This window comes from Pseudomonas putida (genome assembly GCF_025905425.1).
Classification (GTDB): Bacteria; Pseudomonadota; Gammaproteobacteria; order Pseudomonadales; family Pseudomonadaceae; genus Aquipseudomonas; species Aquipseudomonas putida_AF.
Genome location: NZ_CP109603.1, coordinates 3,194,335 through 3,213,957 on the forward strand (window position 1 = coordinate 3,194,335; position 19,623 = coordinate 3,213,957).

General features: G+C 62.6%; 17 protein-coding genes and 1 pseudogene. 16 read left to right on the forward strand and 2 right to left on the reverse strand.

The window, feature by feature from the left end; genetic code table 11:
* Positions 1 to 23 precede the first annotated feature (23 nt).
* The 12 genes from OGV19_RS14250 (at position 24) to OGV19_RS14305 (ending at position 14,819) form a co-directional block, all read left to right on the forward strand.
* Entirely contained in the window at positions 24 to 2,249 is a 2,226-nt protein-coding gene (locus tag OGV19_RS14250; RefSeq protein WP_264309364.1) for an NADP-dependent isocitrate dehydrogenase, read from the forward strand.
* A 202-nt stretch (positions 2,250 to 2,451) separates the two neighbouring features.
* A complete protein-coding gene (locus OGV19_RS14255; RefSeq protein WP_264309365.1) occupies positions 2,452 to 2,892 on the forward strand; it encodes an NUDIX hydrolase in 441 nt (146 codons plus the stop codon).
* 59 nt (positions 2,893 to 2,951) lie between these two features.
* Positions 2,952 to 4,076, forward strand: a complete 1,125-nt coding sequence (gene mnmA, locus OGV19_RS14260) for a tRNA 2-thiouridine(34) synthase MnmA (protein WP_264309366.1) — start codon at positions 2,952 to 2,954, stop codon at positions 4,074 to 4,076.
* Entirely contained in the window at positions 4,073 to 4,699 is a 627-nt protein-coding gene (gene hflD, locus OGV19_RS14265; RefSeq protein WP_264309367.1) for a high frequency lysogenization protein HflD, read from the forward strand. Before mnmA ends, hflD begins: the two co-directional genes overlap by 4 nt.
* A 215-nt stretch (positions 4,700 to 4,914) precedes the next feature.
* A complete protein-coding gene (gene purB, locus OGV19_RS14270) occupies positions 4,915 to 6,285 on the forward strand; it encodes an adenylosuccinate lyase (protein ID WP_264309368.1) in 1,371 nt (456 codons plus the stop codon).
* 81 nt (positions 6,286 to 6,366) lie between these two features.
* On the forward strand, positions 6,367 to 7,533 hold the full coding sequence (locus OGV19_RS14275; RefSeq protein ID WP_264309369.1) for a ribosomal protein uL16 3-hydroxylase: 1,167 nt from the start codon (positions 6,367 to 6,369) through the stop codon (positions 7,531 to 7,533).
* Positions 7,526 to 7,960 (forward strand): GNAT family N-acetyltransferase, encoded by a 435-nt coding sequence (locus tag OGV19_RS14280; protein WP_264309370.1) that lies wholly within the window; start codon positions 7,526 to 7,528, stop codon positions 7,958 to 7,960. Before OGV19_RS14275 ends, OGV19_RS14280 begins: the two co-directional genes overlap by 8 nt.
* Positions 7,961 to 8,189: 229 nt before the next feature.
* Positions 8,190 to 10,148 (forward strand): DNA topoisomerase III, encoded by a 1,959-nt coding sequence (locus OGV19_RS14285; protein WP_264313944.1) that lies wholly within the window; start codon positions 8,190 to 8,192, stop codon positions 10,146 to 10,148.
* 223 nt (positions 10,149 to 10,371) lie between these two features.
* On the forward strand, positions 10,372 to 11,661 hold the full coding sequence (locus tag OGV19_RS14290) for an NAD(P)/FAD-dependent oxidoreductase (RefSeq protein ID WP_264309371.1): 1,290 nt from the start codon (positions 10,372 to 10,374) through the stop codon (positions 11,659 to 11,661).
* 294 nt (positions 11,662 to 11,955) lie between these two features.
* A complete protein-coding gene (locus OGV19_RS14295; RefSeq protein WP_264309372.1) occupies positions 11,956 to 12,786 on the forward strand; it encodes an alpha/beta fold hydrolase in 831 nt (276 codons plus the stop codon).
* Positions 12,787 to 12,999: 213 nt separating this feature from the next.
* Positions 13,000 to 13,881 carry an RHS repeat-associated core domain-containing protein gene (locus tag OGV19_RS14300; protein WP_264309373.1) on the forward strand — a complete coding sequence of 294 codons (882 nt, stop codon included), beginning with the start codon at positions 13,000 to 13,002 and terminating at the stop codon, positions 13,879 to 13,881.
* Positions 13,882 to 14,039: 158 nt separating this feature from the next.
* Positions 14,040 to 14,819, forward strand: a complete 780-nt coding sequence (locus OGV19_RS14305; RefSeq protein WP_264309374.1) for a TSUP family transporter — start codon at positions 14,040 to 14,042, stop codon at positions 14,817 to 14,819.
* On the opposite strand, the gene nudC is transcribed toward OGV19_RS14305, so the two are convergent.
* Positions 14,787 to 15,617, reverse strand: a complete 831-nt coding sequence (gene nudC / locus OGV19_RS14310; RefSeq protein ID WP_264309375.1) for an NAD(+) diphosphatase — start codon at positions 15,615 to 15,617, stop codon at positions 14,787 to 14,789. The genes OGV19_RS14305 and nudC overlap by 33 nt on opposite strands.
* A gap of 34 nt (positions 15,618 to 15,651) precedes the next feature.
* On the reverse strand, positions 15,652 to 16,476 hold the full coding sequence (locus tag OGV19_RS14315) for a crotonase/enoyl-CoA hydratase family protein (protein ID WP_264313945.1): 825 nt from the start codon (positions 16,474 to 16,476) through the stop codon (positions 15,652 to 15,654).
* A gap of 171 nt (positions 16,477 to 16,647) precedes the next feature.
* On the opposite strand from OGV19_RS14315, the gene nhaB reads away from it, so the two are divergent.
* From nhaB to OGV19_RS27825, 4 genes and pseudogenes are all read left to right on the forward strand, one after another.
* Positions 16,648 to 18,150, forward strand: a complete 1,503-nt coding sequence (nhaB, locus tag OGV19_RS14320) for a sodium/proton antiporter NhaB (RefSeq protein WP_264309376.1) — start codon at positions 16,648 to 16,650, stop codon at positions 18,148 to 18,150.
* 91 nt (positions 18,151 to 18,241) lie between these two features.
* Positions 18,242 to 18,793, forward strand: a complete 552-nt coding sequence (locus tag OGV19_RS14325) for a lipocalin family protein (RefSeq protein ID WP_264309377.1) — start codon at positions 18,242 to 18,244, stop codon at positions 18,791 to 18,793.
* An 81-nt stretch (positions 18,794 to 18,874) separates the two neighbouring features.
* Positions 18,875 to 19,174, forward strand: a pseudogene (locus OGV19_RS27820) (NIPSNAP family protein); the annotation flags it as partial.
* Positions 19,169 to 19,615 carry an NUDIX hydrolase gene (locus OGV19_RS27825; RefSeq protein ID WP_413470135.1) on the forward strand — a complete coding sequence of 149 codons (447 nt, stop codon included), beginning with the start codon at positions 19,169 to 19,171 and terminating at the stop codon, positions 19,613 to 19,615. The pseudogene OGV19_RS27820 and the gene OGV19_RS27825, both read left to right, overlap by 6 nt.
* Positions 19,616 to 19,623: the final 8 nt, after the last annotated feature.

The following is a 19,623-nucleotide window of genomic DNA, read 5'->3' on the forward strand; positions in this document are numbered from 1 at the left end:
CAGCACATAGAGAGTTAACCCGCATGCCCACCCGTTCCAAGATCATCTATACCTTCACCGACGAAGCCCCCGCCCTCGCCACCTACTCGCTGCTGCCGATCGTCGAAGCGTTCACCGCCTCGGCTGACATCGCCGTCGAAACTCGCGACATTTCCCTGGCTGGCCGTATCCTCGCGGCTTTCCCGGAGCAACTGGGCGCCGAGAAGCAAGTAGGCGATCACTTGGCGGAACTGGGCCAACTGGCTACCACCCCTGAAGCCAACATCATCAAGCTGCCGAACATCAGCGCCTCGGTACCGCAGCTCAAGGCCGCGATCAAGGAACTGCAAGGCAAGGGCTTCAACATCCCTGATTACGCCGACGAGCCGTCCACCGAGGCCGAGAAAGAATCCCGCGCCCGTTACGACCGCATCAAGGGCAGCGCCGTGAACCCGGTACTGCGCGAAGGCAACTCCGACCGCCGCGCGCCGCTGTCGGTCAAGAACTACGCACGCAAGCACCCGCACAAGATGGGCGCCTGGGCCGCCGACTCGCAGTCGCACGTTGCCCACATGACCCAAGGCGACTTCTACGGCAGCGAAAAGGCCGCACTGATCGAGGCTGACGACAGCCTGCGCATCGAGCTGGTCGCCAAAGACGGCACCACCACCGTCCTCAAGGCCAAGACTGCGGTCAAGGCTGCCGAGATCGTCGACTGCGCCACCATGAGCCGCAAGGCCCTGAAAGCCTTCATCGCCGAGCAGATCGCCGATGCCAAGGCCTCCGGCGTACTGCTGTCGGTCCACCTGAAAGCCACCATGATGAAGGTCTCCGACCCGATCATGTTCGGCGTCATCGTCGAAGAGTTCTACAACGACGTACTGGCCAAGCACGCCGCAGCACTGGCTGAAGTGGGCTTCAACGCCAACAACGGCATCGGCGACCTGTACGCCCGCATCAAGGACCTGCCAGCTGACAAGCAGGCCGAGATCGAAGCCGACATCCAGGCCCTGTACGCCGTTCGCCCGGCCCTGGCCATGGTCAACTCCGACAAAGGCATCACCAACCTGCACGTGCCGAGCGACGTCATCGTCGACGCCTCGATGCCGGCCATGATCCGTGACTCGGGCAAGATGTGGAACACCGCAGGTGAGCTGCAAGATGCCAAGGCGGTCATCCCGGATCGCTGCTACGCCGGCATCTACCAGGCCACCATCGAAGACTGCAAAGTCAACGGCGCCTTCGACCCGACCACCATGGGCAGCGTGCCGAACGTTGGCCTGATGGCGCAGAAAGCCGAAGAGTACGGCTCCCACGACAAGACCTTCCAGATCCAGGCCGATGGCGTGGTACGTGTGGTCGATGGCAAAGGCCAGGTCGTGCTGCAGCAGAACGTCGAAGCCGGTGACATCTTCCGCATGTGCCAGACCAAAGACGCGCCGATCCAGGACTGGGTCAAGCTGGCCGTCAACCGTGCCCGCCTGAGCAACACCCCAGCGGTGTTCTGGCTGGACCCGGCTCGCGCCCACGACGGTGTGATGATCGAGAAGGTGCAGCAGTACCTGAAAGATCACGACACCGCCGGCCTGGACATCCGTGTTCTGGCACCGGTCGATGCCATCAAGTTCTCCCTGGCCCGCATCCGCGAAGGCAAGGACACCATTTCGGTGACCGGCAACGTGCTGCGCGACTACCTGACCGACCTGTTCCCGATCATGGAGCTGGGCACCAGCGCCAAGATGCTGTCGATCGTCCCGCTGATGAACGGCGGTGGCCTGTTCGAAACCGGCGCTGGCGGTTCGGCACCCAAGCACGTGCAGCAGCTGGTTGAAGAGAACTTCCTGCGTTGGGACTCGCTGGGTGAATTCCTGGCCCTGGCCGCTTCCCTGGAGCACCTGGGCAACACCTACGACAACCCGCGTGCCAAGGTCCTGGCCAACACCCTGGACCAAGCCACCGGCAAGTTCCTCGACACCAACAAGTCGCCTTCGCGCAAAGTCGGTGGTATCGACAACCGCGGCAGCCACTTCTACCTGACCCTGTACTGGGCCGAAGCCCTGGCCGCTCAGGCTGACGACGCCGCCCTGCAGGCGCGCTTCGCCCCGCTGGCAAAAGCCCTGGCCGAGAACGAAGCGACCATCGTCGCCGAGCTCAACGCCGTTCAGGGCAAGCCGGCCGACATCGGTGGCTACTACGCCCCGGATGCCGAGCTGACTGCCAAGGTGATGCGCCCGAGCCAAACCTTCAACAGCGCCATTGCCGCCCTGTAAGGTTCGCTTGAAGTAACCCCACAAACCCCGGCCACGCACCGGGGTTTGTGCTTTCTGGGATTGGAGCTGCTGCGCAGCCCTTCGCGGGCAAGCCCGCTCCCACAGGTACCGCGCAAAACCTGCGCCTTGTGCAGTACCGGTGGGAGCGGGCTTGCCCGCGAAGGGCCGCAAAGCGGCCCCAGCGATCAAATGGGAGACAAGCATGACCTGGCAACCCCACATCACCGTCGCTACCGTCGTCGAGCACGAAGGCAAATTCCTCTTCGTCGAAGAATTCAAAGCCGACCAGCACGTCTTCAACCAACCCGCTGGCCACCTTGAGCCCAACGAAACCCTGCCCCAGGCCGCCCTGCGCGAAACCCTCGAAGAAACCGCCTGGGAAGTCGAACTGACCGGCGTCGTTGGCATCTACCTGTACACCGCCCCAAGCAATGGCGTCACCTACCAGCGCATCTGCTTCGCTGCCCGCCCCGTACGCCACCACGCCGACCTGAGCCTGGACAGCGACATCGTTCGCGCCGTCTGGATGACCCGCGACGAACTGCTGGCCGACCCAACGCGCTGGCGCAGCGAGCTGGTGCCACGCTGCATCGACGACTACCTCGCAGGCCCCCTGCACAGCCTCGCCCTGCTGCGCGACTGACGCGCGGCCTAGGGTTTGATAGAATCGGCGTTTTTCCCCTCTGATACACATCGGTAGCCATGACCAGCCCAGCACTCAAAGACCCCGCCAAGACCCGCGTCATCGTCGGCATGTCCGGCGGCGTGGACTCTTCCGTCTCCGCCCTTCTGCTCATGGAGCAGGGGTACCAGGTGGAAGGGCTGTTCATGAAAAACTGGGAAGAGGACGACGGCACCGAATACTGCACCGCCCGCGAAGACCTGGCCGACGCCCAGGCCGTGTGCGATCGCATCGGCATCAAGCTGCACACCGCCAACTTCGCCGCCGAGTACTGGGACCATGTGTTCGAGCACTTCCTCGAAGAATACAAGGCCGGCCGCACGCCCAACCCGGACATCCTCTGCAACCGCGAAATCAAGTTCAAGGCGTTCCTCGACTACGCCCTGTCGCTGGGTGCCGACCTGATCGCCACCGGCCATTACGTGCGCCGTCGCGACACCGGCGAACTCACCGAACTGCTCAAGGGCCTGGACCCGAACAAGGACCAGAGCTACTTCCTGCATGCCGTCGGCGGCAAGGAAATCGCCCGCACCCTGTTCCCGGTCGGCGAGCTGGAAAAACCCGAAGTGCGCGCCATTGCCGAAAAGCATGGCCTGGCCACGGCCAAGAAAAAGGATTCCACGGGTATCTGCTTCATCGGCGAACGCCGTTTCAGCGACTTCCTCAAGCAGTACCTGCCGGCTCAGCCCGGTGAAATTCAGACCACCGACGGCGAAGTGATCGGCCGTCACCATGGCCTGATGTACCACACCATCGGCCAGCGCCAGGGCTTAGGGATTGGCGGCCTGAAGGACGCCGGCGACGAGCCGTGGTACGTGCTGCACAAGGACTTGGCCCGCAATGTGCTAGTGGTCGGCCAGGGCAATGAACACCCTTGGCTGTTCTCCCGCGCCCTGCTCGCCTCGGACATCTACTGGGTCAACCCGATCGACCTCAGCAGCCCGCGCAAGCTCACAGCCAAGGTGCGCTACCGTCAGAGCGACCAGCTCTGCACCCTGGAGCTGACCGAGAGCGGTTACCGTGCCGTGTTCGACGAACCGCAACGCGCTGTCACCCCAGGCCAGTCGGTGGTGTTCTATGACGGTGAGGTGTGCCTGGGCGGCGGCGTGATCGAGGCCGCAGAGCCCTGGAGCCCGCGCGCATGAGCAACCTGCAGGAGCAATTGATTGCCCTGGGCGGCGTGTTCCAGGCCGCCGTGCTGGTCGACCGCATCGCCCGCACCGGCCAGGCCAGCGAGGCCAACATCGGCTGCATGCTGGGCAGCCTGCTGGTGCGCGACCCCAAGGACACCCTGGAGGTGTTCGGCGGTGACGACCTCAACCTGCGCGACGGTTACCGTGCACTGGTCGGCGCACTGGAGCGCGACCCCAGCAGCCTGCAGCGTGAACCGCTGCGCTATGCCCTGTCGATGCTGGGCCTGGAACGCCAACTGGCCAAGCGCGGCGACCTGCTCGATACCATCGGCAACCGCTTGCCGCAAATCCAGTCGCAAGCTGACCATTTCGGCCTGGTTCATGAAAACGTCATCGCTTCCAGTGGAGCCTTGTACCAGGACACCCTGAGTACCTTGCGCCAGCGTATCCAGGTGCACGGCGACATGCGTTTCCTGCAGCAGGCTAGCAACGCCTCGAAAATCCGCGCCCTGCTGCTGGCCGGCATCCGTGCCGCGCGCCTGTGGCGCCAGCTTGGCGGCCATCGCTGGCAGTTGGTGTTCAGCCGTCGCAAGCTGCTCAACGAACTGTACGACATGATGCGCAGCGCCAGCTGAGGGGCTGCGCTGATCCTTGTGGGAGCGGGCTTGCCCGCGAAGCAGGCGACTCGGTGGATGGCACCGGCTTCGCCGGTGTTCGCGGGCAAGCCCGCTCCCACAGGGTTTGCCACCAGCATCAAATAGGCCCGACCTTTGGTCAGCCACCCGACCCGGGCGCATTTTTCATGTATGATATGCGCCCTTCCAAAAGCCTGACTGTCCGAGAACACCCCATGCAGCTTTCCTCGCTCACTGCGGTTTCCCCTGTAGACGGCCGTTATGCCGGCAAAACCCAGGCCTTGCGCCCCATTTTCAGCGAATACGGCCTGATCCGTTTCCGCGCCCTGGTCGAAGTGCGCTGGTTGCAGCGCCTGGCCGCCCACCCGCAGATCAGCGAAGTGCCGGCGTTCTCCGCCGAAGCCAACGCCCTGCTGGACACCCTGGCCACCGACTTCAAGCTCGAGCACGCCGAACGCGTCAAGGAAATCGAGCGCACCACCAACCACGACGTCAAGGCCATCGAGTACCTGCTCAAAGAGCAGGCCGCCCAGTTGCCTGAACTGGCCAAGGTCAGCGAGTTCATCCATTTCGCCTGCACCAGCGAGGACATCAACAACCTGTCCCACGCCCTGATGCTGCGCGCCGGCCGTGACGACGTGCTGCTGCCGCTGATGCGCCAGATCGCCGACGCCATCCGCGCCCAGGCCCACGCCCTGGCCGACGTGCCGATGCTGTCGCGCACCCACGGTCAGCCGGCTTCGCCGACCACCCTGGGCAAAGAGCTGGCCAACGTCGTGTACCGCCTGGAGCGCCAGATCGCCCAGGTAGCCGCCGTGCCGCTGCTGGGCAAGATCAACGGCGCCGTAGGCAACTACAACGCCCACCTGTCGGCCTACTCGCAGATCGACTGGGAAGCCAACGCCCGCGCCTTCATCGAAGACGAGCTGGGCCTGCAGTTCAACCCGTACACCACGCAGATCGAGCCGCACGACTACATCGCCGAGCTGTTCGACGCGATCGCCCGCTTCAACACCATCCTCATCGATTTCGACCGCGATGTGTGGGGCTACATCTCCCTGGGTTACTTCAAGCAGAAGACCGTCGCCGGTGAAATCGGCTCGTCGACCATGCCGCACAAGGTCAACCCGATCGACTTCGAAAACTCCGAAGGCAACCTGGGTATCGCCAACGCGCTGTTCCAGCACCTGGCCAGCAAGCTGCCGATCTCGCGCTGGCAGCGCGACCTGACCGACTCCACCGTGCTGCGCAACCTGGGCGTGGGCTTCGCTCACAGCGTCATCGCCTACGAAGCCAGCCTCAAGGGCATCGGCAAGCTGGAAGTCAACACCGCACGCATCGCCGCCGACCTGGACGCCTGCTGGGAAGTGCTGGCCGAGCCGATCCAGACGGTCATGCGCCGCTTCAACATCGAGAACCCCTACGAGAAGCTCAAAGAGCTGACCCGTGGCAAGGGCATTACCCCTGAAGCGCTGCTGACCTTCATCGACGGCCTGGATATGCCAGCCGACGCCAAGGCCGAGCTCAAGCAACTGACCCCTGCCACCTACATCGGTAACGCGGCAGCGCAGGCCAAACGCATCTAAGCTGACCGTCGCGTTCAACGCCCGGCTTAGCCGGGCGTTTTTATTCCCGGACGAAAATTACGTTTTTTCAATAGGTTGAACATGAATCCTGATACTCCACTGCAGCTGCTGGGCGGCATCTCGGCCCGCGAATTCATGCGCGACTACTGGCAGAAGAAGCCCCTGCTGGTACGCCAGGCCTTCCCCGACTTCATCAGCCCGATCGAACCCGACGAACTGGCCGGCCTAGCGCTGGAAGAAGAAGTCGAGTCGCGTATCGTGCTGGAGCACGGCGCACACCCGTGGGAGCTGCGCCGCGGCCCGTTCAACGAAGACACCTTCGCTGAACTGCCGGAAAAGGACTGGACCCTGCTGGTGCAGGCCGTGGACCAGTTTGTCCCGGAAGTGGCCGAGCTTTTGGAGAACTTCCGCTTCCTGCCCAGCTGGCGCATCGACGATGTGATGATCAGCTTCGCCGCCCCAGGTGGCAGCGTCGGCCCGCACTTCGACAACTATGACGTGTTCCTGCTGCAAGGCCACGGTCAGCGTAACTGGAAAATCGGCCAGATGTGCAGCAGCGAGAGCCCGCTGCTGGAGCACGCAGACCTGCGCATTCTGGCTGAATTCGAGCAGAGCGATGAGTGGACCCTGGAGCCGGGCGACATGCTGTACCTGCCACCCCGCCTGGCGCACTACGGCGTGGCCGTGGATGACTGCCTGACTTACTCGGTCGGCTTCCGTGCACCAAGCGCCGCCGAAGTGCTGACCCACTTCACCGACTTCCTCAGCCAGTTCCTACCGGACGAAGAGCGCTACAGCGATGCCGACGCCCAGCCGGTCAGCGACCCGCACCAGATCCAGCACGATGCCCTCGACCGCCTCAAAGGCCTGCTCGACAAGCACATGGGTGACAAAGACCTGCTGCTGACCTGGTTCGGCCAGTTCATGACCGAGCCGCGCTACCCAGAGCAGGTCGCAGGTGAAGAGCTGAGCGAGAAGGAGCTGATCGAAGCCCTGGAAGATGGCGCCATCCTGATCCGCAACCCAAGCGCGCGCATGGCCTGGTCCGAGCTCAACGACGACCTGATGCTGTTTGCCAGCGGCCGCAGCTGCCCGTTGCCCGCCAAACTGCGTGAACTGCTGAAGCTGGTCTGTGCCGCAGATGCGTTACACATCGAAAACCTTGCAGAGTGGCTGGAGGATGAAGATGGCCTTATGCTGGTACAGCAGTTGATCAAACAAGGAAGCCTGGGATTCGCCAATGAATAAAATTCGTGTGCGCCTCGCCGACTGGCATAAGGACAACGCCGACATCCGCCGTATCCGTGAGGCGGTGTTCATTGCCGAACAGCACGTTCCGCCGGAGCTCGAGTGGGATTCGGATGATCCAAGCGCAGTGCACTTCCTGGCCCTTGAGGGCGACTACCCGATCGGTACTGCCCGCCTGCTGCCCGACGGCACCATCGGCCGGGTCTCGGTGCTCAAGGACTGGCGCGGGCTGAAGGTGGGCGACGCGCTGATGAATGCGGTCATCGTCGAAGCTCAGCATCGTGACCTGAAGCAGCAAACGCTCAGCGCCCAGGTGCACGCCACGCCGTTCTACGAACGCCTGGGCTTTCGTGTGGTCAGCGAAGAGTTCCTTGAAGCCGGCATCCCGCATGTGGACATGGTGCGCGACTCTCGCGAAATCGCCTGATCCATAAGCCGTGGTTTCACTGACCCCTTCGCGGGGCAAGCCCGCAAGTCTTTCACTGATCTTGAATGCAGTGGAGGACTTGTGGGAGCGGGCTTGCCCCGCGAAGAGGCCAGCAAAGACAATACATCTCCACTGACAAAAACCTGTACATCCATCCAGATAAAACTTGCCTCCGCGCCCCTGCTTGCGCATCCTAGTGCCCATCACCCCCGATGAAGCGTGCTCGGCCATGCGCCTGTTCCTCTGCGAAAAACCCTCCCAGGCAAAAGACATCGCCAAAGTGCTCGGCGCCACGCGCAAGGCCGACGGCTGCTGGCAAGGCACCGATGTCTGCGTGACCTGGTGCATCGGCCACCTGCTCGAAACCGCCCCGCCGGACAGTTACGACGAACGCTACAAGCGCTGGAACCTCGCCGACCTGCCGATCATTCCCGAAAAGTGGAAGATGCTGGTCAAGCCCAAGACTGCCAGCCAGTTCAAGGCCGTCAAGCGCTTGCTCGGTGAAGCTCGCGAGCTGGTGATTGCCACCGATGCCGACCGCGAAGGCGAAATGATCGCCCGCGAGCTGGTCGAACACTGCCGCTACCGCGGGCCGATCCAGCGCCTGTGGCTGTCGGCCCTCGACGACGCTTCCATCCGTAAAGCCCTGGCGCGCCTGCTGCCCGGCCAGGAAACCTTCAGCCTTTATCACTCGGCGCTGGGCCGCTCCCGCGCCGACTGGCTGATCGGCATGAACATGAGCCGGCTGTTCACCTTGCTCGGCCGTCAGTCCGGTTACCAAGGGGTGCTACCCGTAGGCCGGGTGCAGACCCCGACCCTGCGACTGGTGGTGGACCGTGATCGCAGCATCGCTGACTTCGTGCCGGTGCCGTTCTGGGCCATCGACGTGCAACTCGAACATGCAGGCCAAGGTTTCAATGCTCAGTGGCGGGCCCCGGAAGATGCCTGTGACGACCAGGGTCGATGCCTGAACCAGGCACTGGCGCAACAGGCTGCCGCCGACATGGGCAATGCAGGCACTGCCCGAGTGGCCAAGGTAGCGACCGAACGCGTGCGCGAAGCCGCCCCGCTGCCCTTCGACCTGGGTACCCTGCAGGAGCTGTGCTCGAAGAAGTTCGGCTTCGGCGCCCAGGAAACCCTCGATATCGCCCAGGCCTTGTACGAAACCCACAAGCTGATCACCTACCCGCGCAGCGACTGCGGCTACCTGCCGCTGAGCCAGCATGCCGAGGCCCCCGCCATCCTCGCCGCCCTGCAGCGTGCCGATGCAAGCCTCGCGCCGCTGCAGGCGCACCTGGAGCCACAGCGGCGCTCCCGCGCCTGGAACGACGCCAAGGTCAGTGCCCACCATGGCATCATCCCCACCGCTGCCGCCAGCGACCCCGCGCGCCTGCCCGCCAAGTACAAGGCGGTCTACACCCTGATCCGTGCCCGCTACCTGGCGCAGTTCCTGCCCAACCACGAGTACGACCGCACCCAAGCCGATTTCCAGTGTGCGGGCCACGCCCTGCGCGCGGTGGGCAAGCAGATCGTCGAGCCTGGCTGGCGCCGTGCCTTGCCCGAGGCGCTAACCCCGGCCAAAGGCCGCGAGGCGCCGCCAGCCCAAGTTCTGCCAGCCCTGCGCGAAGGCCAGGACTGCAACGTGCAGGGCCTGCACCTCAAGGACCTGTGGACCCAGCCGCCCAAGCCATTCACCGAAGGTGACCTGATCAAGGCGATGAAGAACGTCGCCAAGCTGGTAGATGACCCGCGGCTGAAACAGAAGCTCAAGGAAACCACCGGCATCGGCACCGAGGCGACCCGAGCCAGCATCATCCAGGGCCTGCTCGACCGCGGCTATCTGGTAAAAAACGGCAAGGCCTTGTCCGCCACGCCCGCGGCCTTCAGCCTGATCGACGCCGTGCCACGCGCCATCGCCGACCCCGGTACCACGGCCATCTGGGAGCAGGCACTGGACATGGTGCAAAGCGGTGAAATGAGCCTGGAAGAGTTCGTCGCCCGGCAGTCGGCCTGGATGGGCAAGCTGGTCGAGCGCTGCAGCGGCATGCGCATGACCATTACCGGGCCGGCGGCAGGGGCAGCGCCACCTTGGAAGAAGAAGCGCCGAGCCAGCGGGAAGAGTAAAACCACTGGAAGCAAAGCGACCACAGGCAAGCCAAGGCAACCTCGGAAAAAGGCTGCGACCTGAAACCATTGCAGGGCCTATTCGCGGGCAAGCCCGCTCCCACAGGCCCTACACGCACCTGAAGCCTGTGCTGTATCTGGGGGAGCGGGCTTGCCCGCGAAAAGGCCAGCACAGGCAGCACCAAAACACAGGTAAATCATAAAACCCGACCAACAAATTGGCGTCGTGAAATTTACATGCTAAATTTTCATGAAAATAATCACAATAATTTTCATGAGGCATCGGCATGTTCAAGCAATCCGCGCAACACATCGCCACCTACTACGCCCAGACCTACCCCACCCGCATCCCCCTGCGCCCTACCCTGCAAGGCCACCACGACACCGACGTGCTCATCGTCGGCGCAGGTTTCAGTGGCCTGCATACCGCTCTGCGCCTGACCATGGCCGGCGTGCGTGTAACGCTGCTGGAAGCCAGCCGAGTGGCGTGGGCTGCGTCCGGGCGTAACGGCGGCCAGGCATTGCTGGGCTGGTCGTGCGACATGCCGCCGCTGGAAAAGGCACTTGGCGTTGAACGCACCCGGCGCTTGTGGGACAGCATGTGCTGGGCCGCCGACGAAATGCGTGAACTGCCGCAACGTCATGGCTTCGATATCGACTATCGGCTTGGCAGCCTGTGGACAGCCGTACTCCCGCGCCGCGTGAAGATGCTTGAAGAAGCCCTGCACGATGCCGAGGCAAAGTGGGGCTATGACGCCCTGCGCCTGATCGGTCGCGATGAGCTGCCCCAGTGGATCGACAGCCCGCGCTACCAAGCCGCGCTGTATGACGCCAAAGGCGCCCACCTCAACCCACTCAAGTTGGCCCAGGGCCTGGCCAGTACCATCGAGGCAGCCGGCGGCCACATTTTCGAGCAAAGCAAAGTGCTCAGCTACCAGCAGACCGGCGACGGTTATGTAACCCGTACCGAACAGGGCGAGGTGCGCAGCCAAATCCTGGTACTGGCCTGCAATGCCTACATCGACCGCCTCGACCCGGCCCTGTCGCGCCGCTTGCTGCCCGTCGGTTCCTATCAGGTCGCCACCGCGCCACTGGAAGCCGACTTCGCCAAATCGTTGCTGCCACGCAACAGCTGCGCGATCGACAACCAGTTCGTGCCCGACTATTTCCGCCTTACCCCCGACAACCGCCTGCTGTTCGGCGGCGGCTGCACCTACCTGGGCGGCATCCCCAAGGATGTGGCCGGTGCCACCCGCCCCTACCTCGAACGGGTGTTCCCGCAACTGGCTGGGGTGGCCATCGACTATGCCTGGGGCGGCCATATCGACTGCAGTATGCAGCGCACCCCAGACGTCGGGCGCGAAGGGCAGCGCTATTGGCTGCAGGGTTTTTCCGGCCATGGCGTGCTGCCGACGCTGGCCGCAGCACGGGCTGTCAGCGATGCGATCCTCGGCAACGACGACCTGCTGACGCTGTACCAAGGCATCGACAACGGCCGCTTCCCTGGCGGTGACCTGCTGGCGGCCCCCCTGGAAGCCGCCGCCAAGGCGTGGTACAGGATGCGCGACCATGCCTGAAGACGCCAATCGCACCCTTGAACGAAGACCGTGGTAGCGGCATCGACTTCCCCAAGGACATGCTCAGCGCGGTCAGCGCCAGGGAGTACCGCTGGTTCCTGTAATGGCTTGATTGCCAGTGCCAGCCCTTTCGCGGGGCAAGCCCGCTCCCACAGGTTTACTACCAGGTTAGAGACGGCAGTAGACCTGTGGGAGCGGGCTTGCCCCGCGAAGAGGCCAGTACTGACAACACAGAAATCTCTCCTATTCTCAATAGCTCACTTGGCAATCCCCCTGCACAGAGGAGACGCGACCATGAGCTACGTAACCACGAAGGATGGCGTTCAGATCTTCTACAAGGACTGGGGCCCGCGCGATGCGCCGGTCATCCACTTCCACCACGGCTGGCCGCTGAGTGCCGACGACTGGGACGCGCAGATGCTGTTCTTCCTGGGCAAAGGTTTTCGCGTGGTTGCCCACGACCGCCGAGGCCACGGGCGCTCCAGCCAGGTGTGGGATGGCCATGACATGGACCACTATGCCGACGATGTGGCAGCCGTGGTCGCACACCTCGGCACCCAGGGCGCGGTGCATGTGGGCCACTCCACCGGTGGCGGTGAAGTCGTGCGCTACATGGCTCGGCATCCCGCCGACCCAGTGGCCAAGGCCGTGCTGATCGCCGCCGTGCCACCGCTGATGGTACAGACTCCCGCCAATCCCGGCGGCCTGCCCAAGTCGGTGTTCGACGGCTTCCAGGCCCAGGTCGCCAGCAATCGCGCGCAGTTCTATCGCGATGTACCGGCCGGGCCGTTCTATGGCTACAACCGGCCGGGTGTGCAAGCCTCGGAAGGCATCATCGGCAACTGGTGGCGCCAGGGCATGATCGGCAGTGCCAAGGCGCATTACGACGGCATCGTGGCGTTTTCCCAGACTGATTTCACCGAAGACCTCAAAGGCATCCGTCAGCCGGTGCTGGTGATGCACGGTGACGATGACCAGATCGTGCCTTACGAGAACTCAGGCCCGTTGTCGGCCAAGCTGCTGCCTAACGGCACGCTGAAAACCTACAAAGGGTATCCGCATGGTATGCCGACTACCCATGCCGATGTGATCAATGCAGATTTGCTGGCGTTTATCCGTAGTTGATGTGATCACCTGTACCGGCCCTTTCGCGGGCAAGCCCGCTCCCACAGGCCCTCCACAGGTCTGATGTGGGAGCGGGCTTGCCCGCGAAGGCGCTAACACTGTCGCCACACTTATCTTGCGCCTGTATGCAACTGGCAATTCTACCAGTTGCGCGCCAGCCCACTTTGCCTGAGGGTAGCTTCAGTTAATTACGCTCCGTGCCGCAGGCTGACCATGTCTCAGAACAGAAAGCAGCATTTATTCTACAAGAATGGACAACTGGCTTCGCAAATTGCCAGTGATCATGCAGTGACGGTGTTTTCAGTTTCAAACACGCTATTGGCAGAGCAGCGCTCAGAAGGACGCTCGGCCAGGATTTCATTATTGGCCGTGGATTTACAATCTTCGGTATTGAACAACTCCCATCGCGACAGCACTCACGCGCTCGCGTATACAGCATACGGACACAGCAAGACCCGCCACGGCACTGCCTCTCTTATGGGATTCGCCGGGCAGCGCTACGATGACGCTACAAACTGCTATCTGCTGGGTAACGGCTATCGCGTTTATAATCCAAGGCTATCGCGATTTTTATCAGCAGATAGTCTGAGTCCGTTTACGACACGCACACACAACGCCTATGCCTATTGTTTGGGTGACCCAGTGAATCGCCACGATCCTTCGGGGCATATGTTTAGTCGTATCCAACAAAAATGGAAAACGGTCAAGGCTACGTTTTCGAAACCGAGAATCCACTATATCGATAAAGCCAGAGATGCAATCGCAGAGCATCCTGAGCTCGAAAAGTATTCCGCTCTCGTTGATGCTGATAACGTAACCATTGGCACCCTCAAAGCGATCTACAAAAAAACGAAGCTTGAGACAATGCGTAACGACTACCAAACGGCAGCCGAAGAAAAGTGGCGCAAGCAAAAAGGTGACGAACAAGGCCCATTGCACGGCCCCATCAATTACGATTTTGACCATTCTAAGTATCTGGAGACTGAAGAAGGAATTCATTATGCAGGGACAGTGTCAATGCTCGACAAGTTCGAACGCAGGCTTGACGGCTTAACGCCTCCACATACGGCAAGGTCAGAGATACGTCATTCATAGGCACACCCACCTCAGTGAGCACTCTGTTCCTCAGAAGCTAGGTTTGGACTTGAGTAAGGACGCAAATTCAAAGACTGACAGCCACAGGTACCAGGGATATCATGTCCGTTTTATCAGATCACTTGTCTCAACCCTGCCCTCCCGCTTGAAAACCTCCCATGCCCTTCGAACTCTCCGTAGAACCCCTCACCCTACTCATCCTGGCCCTGGTCGCCTTCGTCGCCGGCTTCATCGACGCCATCGCTGGCGGCGGCGGCTTGCTCACCACCCCGGCCCTGCTCACAGCCGGCATGCCGCCACACCTGGTGCTAGGCACCAACAAGCTCAGCTCGACCTTCGGCTCGGCCACAGCTGGCTTCACCTACTACAAGCGCAAGCTGTTCCACCCCGCACAATGGCGCCCGGCACTGTTCGCGACCCTGGTAGGCGCCTCTCTGGGCGCGGTGATCGCCCACTACCTGCCCGCCGAGTGGCTGAACAAGATGCTCCCGGTGGTGGTCTTCGCTTGCGGCATCTACCTGCTGTTCGGCGGCACGCCCAAGGCGCCGCTGGATGCCGATGCACCGATCAAGAAGAAATGGCAGCTCCCCCAAGGCTTCACCCTGGGCTTCTACGATGGCGTGGCCGGCCCCGGCACCGGCGCGTTCTGGACCGTGAGCACCCTGCTGCTCTACCCCATCGACCTGGTGCGCGCCAGCGGTGTAGCACGCAGCATGAACTTCGTCAGCAACATCGCGGCGCTGACGGTGTTCATCATTTCAGGGCAGGTGGACTACGTCGTCGGCCTGGCCATGGGCCTGTCGGTAATGGTCGGCGCCTTCTTCGGCGCACGCACGGCAATCAGCGGCGGCAGCAAGTTCATCCGCCCGGTGTTCATTACCGTGGTGCTGGCGCTGACCGTGCGCCTAGCGTGGCAGCACTGGTTCGGGCAGGCCTAATCGCTCAGCCACGTATAAATCGATCAGGTAGCGGGCGATGGATCGCCCGGCCGGTAGCGGCGGCAAGTCATGCACGCTGAACCACTGGGCGTCCTCAATTTCGTCCGGCTGCATGACGATCTCCCCGCCCGCGTACTCGGCATGGAACCCCAGCATCATTGAATGCGGGAACGGCCAGCACTGGCTGCCGACGTAGCGGATGTTCTGCACCTCGACCGCCACCTCTTCACGCACTTCGCGTACCAGGCAATCCTCGGCCGACTCGCCCGGTTCGGCAAAGCCCGCCAGGGTGCTGTAGACACCGGTGACGAAGCGCGGCGAACGCGCCAACAGGATCTCGTCACCGCGGGTGACCAGCACGATCATGCTCGGCGAAATGCGCGGGTAGCTGCGCAAGTCGCACGCCTGGCAGTACATTGCCCGCTCCCAATGGATTTGCGTCATCGCCTGGCCGCAACTGCCGCAAAAACGGTGCTCGCGGGCCCAGGTACCGATCTGCGCGGCATAACCCAGCACCTTGTACAGGTCGAAGTCGCCTTCAAGCATGAACGCGCGCAGGCCGCGCCAGCCGCAGCCCGGCAGGTCGGTGGCACTGCGCAGTTCGAACAGAAACACCGGCTCGCCATCGAAGTGGCCAATGCCATGCTCACACAGCACGTCCAGGTCCTGGCGCTTGAGCCACTCGCGGGGGAACAGCGCGCCGTTGTCGTCCACCAAAAACCCTTCCGGGCTGTGGGCCACGGCCCAGCCCCCGGTGATCTGCGGGTCGAGTACTGCGGTAGTCCAGCGTGCTGACATGTCGGGGGTTCCTTGCTGCGCGCCCCCCGAACTGTCAGTCGGCGAACGTCGGTTTCTGTTTGCTCATGTGCGCCGCCACGGCCACGCGCAGGTCTTCGGACTGCAGCATCGCGGCGTTCCAGGTGGCGATGTATTCCAGGCCATCGTCAATGCGATGGTCACGCATGTAGCTGAGCATTTCCTTGGTGCCGGCCACGGCGATCGGCGATTTTGCGGCAATCTCGCGGGCGATGGCAAAGACCCCGTCAAGCAGCGCGGCCTGATCATCATAGACCCGGTTGACCAGGCCGATGCGCAGTGCCTCATCGGCCTCGACGTTGCGCCCGGTGAATGCCAGCTCGCGCATGATGCCGTCGCCAATGATACGTGGCAAACGTTGCAGCGTGCCGACATCAGCGGCCATGCCCATGTCGATTTCCTTGATCGAAAACTGCGCATCCTGGCTGCAGTAGCGCATGTCGCACGCCGAAATGAGGTCGATGGCGCCACCAATGCAGTAGCCCTGAACCGCCGCCAGTACTGGTTTGCGGCATTTGTCGACGGCGTTGAACGACGCCTGCAGACGCAGGATGGTGCTGCGCAGCAAGCGCGCATTACGGCCGACGTCCTTGCCCATCTGGCCAGCCAGCGAAGCCAGCATCATCAAGTCGATGCCCGCAGAGAAATGCTTACCCGCGCCGCTGATGACGACGGCACGCACTGCATCGGTGTCATCGACCCACTGGAAAATGTCGATGATTTCCTCCCAGAAGGCGGCGTTCATCGCGTTGATCTTCTCGGGGCGATTGATCTGGACGTGGGCGATGTTATCGGTCAGGTCGACCTTGAAGGCGCTGTACGTCTCGGGTTCGAGGACCAATTGGTTCACGGGCGGCACTCCTGCAGAGGAAGGGTTGATGACGCAGGATGTTAACCCAGCCACCAGGCCGCGCTTGTGCCGCACTTATGCCAAAAGCAGGACCGCAAACCTTGCCTAAGGCGGCACGATCCGGCACCGTGCGCCATCGCCGAATTATAAGGATACATATTCATGTCACGCTCCCTGGCCGGCGCGCTCGCCCACAATTTCCTGGGCCAGTCACCGCTCTGGTACAAGGCCGTCATCGGCCTGTTCCTGGTGCTCAACCCGTTGTTGTTGCTGACCGCAGGCCCGGTCACGGCGGGCTGGGTGCTGGTGATCGAATTCATCTTCACCTTGGGCATGGCGCTCAAGTGCTACCCGCTGATGCCTGGCGGCTTGCTGCTGGTCGAAGCCCTGCTGCTCGGTATGACCACCCCTCAGGCCCTGTACGAAGAGCTGCTGCACAACTTCCCGGTGATCCTGCTGCTGATGTTCATGGTCGCCGGCATTCACTTCATGAAGGAGCTGCTGCTGTTCCTGTTCTCGCGGATCTTGCTCGGTGTGCGCTCGAAAGCGGCCCTGTCGCTGCTGTTTTGCGTGCTGTCGGCGTTCCTTTCGGCCTTTCTCGATGCCCTGACGGTCACGGCGGTGATCATCAGCGCTGCGGTAGGTTTCTACGCGGTCTTTCACCGCGTGGCCTCTGGCGCCAACCCGCGTGAGGAGAGCGCGCTCGACAGCGACCAGCAGATCCCGCAACTGCACCGAGAAGACCTCGACCAGTTCCGCGCCTTCCTGCGCAGCCTGTTGATGCACGGTGCGGTCGGCACTGCGCTGGGCGGCGTGTGCACGCTGGTGGGCGAACCGCAGAACCTGCTGATCGGCCATGAGATGGGCTGGCACTTCGCCGATTTCTTCTTCAAGGTCGCGCCTGTGTCGTTGCCGGTGCTTGGTGCCGGGCTGCTGACCTGCGTCGTACTGGAAAAACTGCGCCTGTTCGGCTACGGCACGCTGATGCCCGAGCGGGTGCGTCAGGTGCTGGCCGCCTACGCTGCCGAGGACGATGCCGCACGCACCGCAGCTCAACGTGCCGCGCTGTGGGTGCAAGGCTGCGCGGCGCTGATCCTGATCATCTGCCTGGGCCTGCACATTGCCGAGGTCGGCCTGATCGGCCTGCTGGTGATCGTGCTGATCACCGCGTTCACCGGCATCACCGACGAACACCGCCTGGGCCGTGCCTTCCAGGACGCCATGCCGTTCACTGCGCTGCTGGTGGTGTTCTTCGCCGTGGTCGCGGTGATCCATCAACAGCAGTTGTTCAGCCCGCTGATTGCCTGGGTACTGGCGCTGCCCGCCGAACAACAACCGGGCATGCTGTACCTGGCCAACGGTGTGCTGTCGGCGATCAGCGACAACGTGTTCGTCGCCACCATCTACATTACCGAGGTCAAGCAGGCCTTCCTCAACGGTGGCATGAGCCGCGAGCATTTCGAGACGCTGGCAGTGGCGATCAATACCGGCACCAACCTGCCGAGCGTGGCGACGCCAAATGGGCAAGCGGCGTTCCTGTTCCTGCTGACCTCGGCGATTGCGCCGCTGATCCGGCTTTCGTATGGGCGCATGGTGTGGATGGCGTTGCCCTATACCGTGGTCATGGGTGGGCTGGGCTGGTGGGCGGTGACCTACTGGTTGTAAAGGTGGCGGCGTGGGGCAATCGAATACAACTTTTGCCCCGCGCCCGCATCGAAGCACAGGTAAGTCCCCATCCGCTTCAAGGAGGTTTGCCATGGCGATGCGCACGGCACTGATGCTTTCCTGCATGACCCTAGCCCTGATCGGCTGCGCCGGCTCCAACGATGAACACCGCGCACCGCCAACGACCCAGCAGGTCGACCTGCAACGCTATCAGGGCACCTGGTATGAGCTGGCGCGCTTGCCGATGTTCTTCCAGCGCAACTGCGTGCAGTCCGAAGCGCATTACGGTCTGCGCGAGGACGGGCGCATCGACGTCAACAACCGCTGCAAGGAACAGGACGGCCAGTGGAATGAAGCCAAAGGCATTGCCGAAGCCCAGCAGCCGGGCAAGACCGATAAGCTTTGGGTGCAGTTCGACAACTGGTTCAGCCGGCTGGCACCGGGGCTGACCAAGGGTGAGTACTGGGTGCTTTACCACGACAAGGACTACCGCGTGGCCCTGGTCGGGCACCCGAATCGGGAGTACCTGTGGCTGCTCTCGCGCACGCCGGTAGTCACCGACCAGGCGCGTGAGCAACTGCTGTCGATTGCCCGCAAGCAAGGCTACGACACCCGCAAGTTGATCTGGCGCCAGGAGGGCTAGCGCGCCGCGCGGCTGGCCGTCGACGACGCGGGGCAATCAGGCTAAGGTGTGCGCCCCGCCTCCCCTCGAAGGAACGAGCCGTTGATCACCTGCCACGTCAAATACACCGTCGACCCTTACCAGCTGCCGGCCTTCGAGGCGTATTCACGCCTGTGGATGGGCCTGGTCACGAGCATGGGCGGCAAGCACCATGGCTACTTCCTGCCCGCCGAAGGCGCCAACAACATTGCCTATTGCCTGTTCAGCTTTTCCAGCCTGGCGGCCTACGAGCAGTATCGCAAACAGGCAGAGACCGACCCGGAATGCATTGCTGCAGTGGCCCTGGCCACTGAACAACGGTTTATCCTCAGCTATGAGCGCAGCTTCCTCAAGCCACTGCTTGAACCGCGCATTCGCTCGCTGGCCCTGTGTGTGTTCCATCATCAGGGGAAAATTCTGGTGAACGTGTTCGATGACCCTGTGACGCAACAGACGCTGTGCCGACCACTCGGTGGTGGCATCGAGTTTGGTGAACGGGGCAGCGAAGCCGTCGCCCGCGAAATCGAAGAAGAACTGGGGCAGTCGATCAGCGATGTTCGCTTGCTTGGCACGCTGGAGAGCCTGTTCACCTATGCCGGTACGCCAGGGCATGAGATCGTGCAGGTATTCGATGCACGCTTCGATGACACCAGCCTGTACCAGCAGCCGTGGCTGGAGGGGCGGGAGTCCAATGGCAGCCCCTTCCGCGCCCGGTGGTGCGACAGCGCCGACTTCGACCGCATCGGCCCGCTCGTGCCCCAGGGCCTGCAAGCGTTGTTGCGTGACCTGTCGCTGCTGGGCTGAAGCAAAGG

What these genes read in the sequence shown, in the direction of transcription:
- OGV19_RS14250 (WP_264309364.1), top strand. Translation starts at nt 24, where the DNA reads ATGCCCACCCGTTCCAAGATCATCTATACCTTCACCGACGAAGCCCCC.
- OGV19_RS14255 (WP_264309365.1), top strand. Translation starts at nt 2,452, where the DNA reads ATGACCTGGCAACCCCACATCACCGTCGCTACCGTCGTCGAGCACGAA.
- mnmA (WP_264309366.1), top strand. Translation starts at nt 2,952, where the DNA reads ATGACCAGCCCAGCACTCAAAGACCCCGCCAAGACCCGCGTCATCGTC.
- hflD (WP_264309367.1), top strand. Translation starts at nt 4,073, where the DNA reads ATGAGCAACCTGCAGGAGCAATTGATTGCCCTGGGCGGCGTGTTCCAG.
- purB (WP_264309368.1), top strand. Translation starts at nt 4,915, where the DNA reads ATGCAGCTTTCCTCGCTCACTGCGGTTTCCCCTGTAGACGGCCGTTAT.
- OGV19_RS14275 (WP_264309369.1), top strand. Translation starts at nt 6,367, where the DNA reads ATGAATCCTGATACTCCACTGCAGCTGCTGGGCGGCATCTCGGCCCGC.
- OGV19_RS14280 (WP_264309370.1), top strand. Translation starts at nt 7,526, where the DNA reads ATGAATAAAATTCGTGTGCGCCTCGCCGACTGGCATAAGGACAACGCC.
- OGV19_RS14285 (WP_264313944.1), top strand. Translation starts at nt 8,190, where the DNA reads ATGCGCCTGTTCCTCTGCGAAAAACCCTCCCAGGCAAAAGACATCGCC.
- OGV19_RS14290 (WP_264309371.1), top strand. Translation starts at nt 10,372, where the DNA reads ATGTTCAAGCAATCCGCGCAACACATCGCCACCTACTACGCCCAGACC.
- OGV19_RS14295 (WP_264309372.1), top strand. Translation starts at nt 11,956, where the DNA reads ATGAGCTACGTAACCACGAAGGATGGCGTTCAGATCTTCTACAAGGAC.
- OGV19_RS14300 (WP_264309373.1), top strand. Translation starts at nt 13,000, where the DNA reads ATGTCTCAGAACAGAAAGCAGCATTTATTCTACAAGAATGGACAACTG.
- OGV19_RS14305 (WP_264309374.1), top strand. Translation starts at nt 14,040, where the DNA reads ATGCCCTTCGAACTCTCCGTAGAACCCCTCACCCTACTCATCCTGGCC.
- nudC (WP_264309375.1), bottom strand. Translation starts at nt 15,617, where the DNA reads ATGTCAGCACGCTGGACTACCGCAGTACTCGACCCGCAGATCACCGGG.
- nhaB (WP_264309376.1), top strand. Translation starts at nt 16,648, where the DNA reads ATGTCACGCTCCCTGGCCGGCGCGCTCGCCCACAATTTCCTGGGCCAG.
- OGV19_RS14325 (WP_264309377.1), top strand. Translation starts at nt 18,242, where the DNA reads ATGGCGATGCGCACGGCACTGATGCTTTCCTGCATGACCCTAGCCCTG.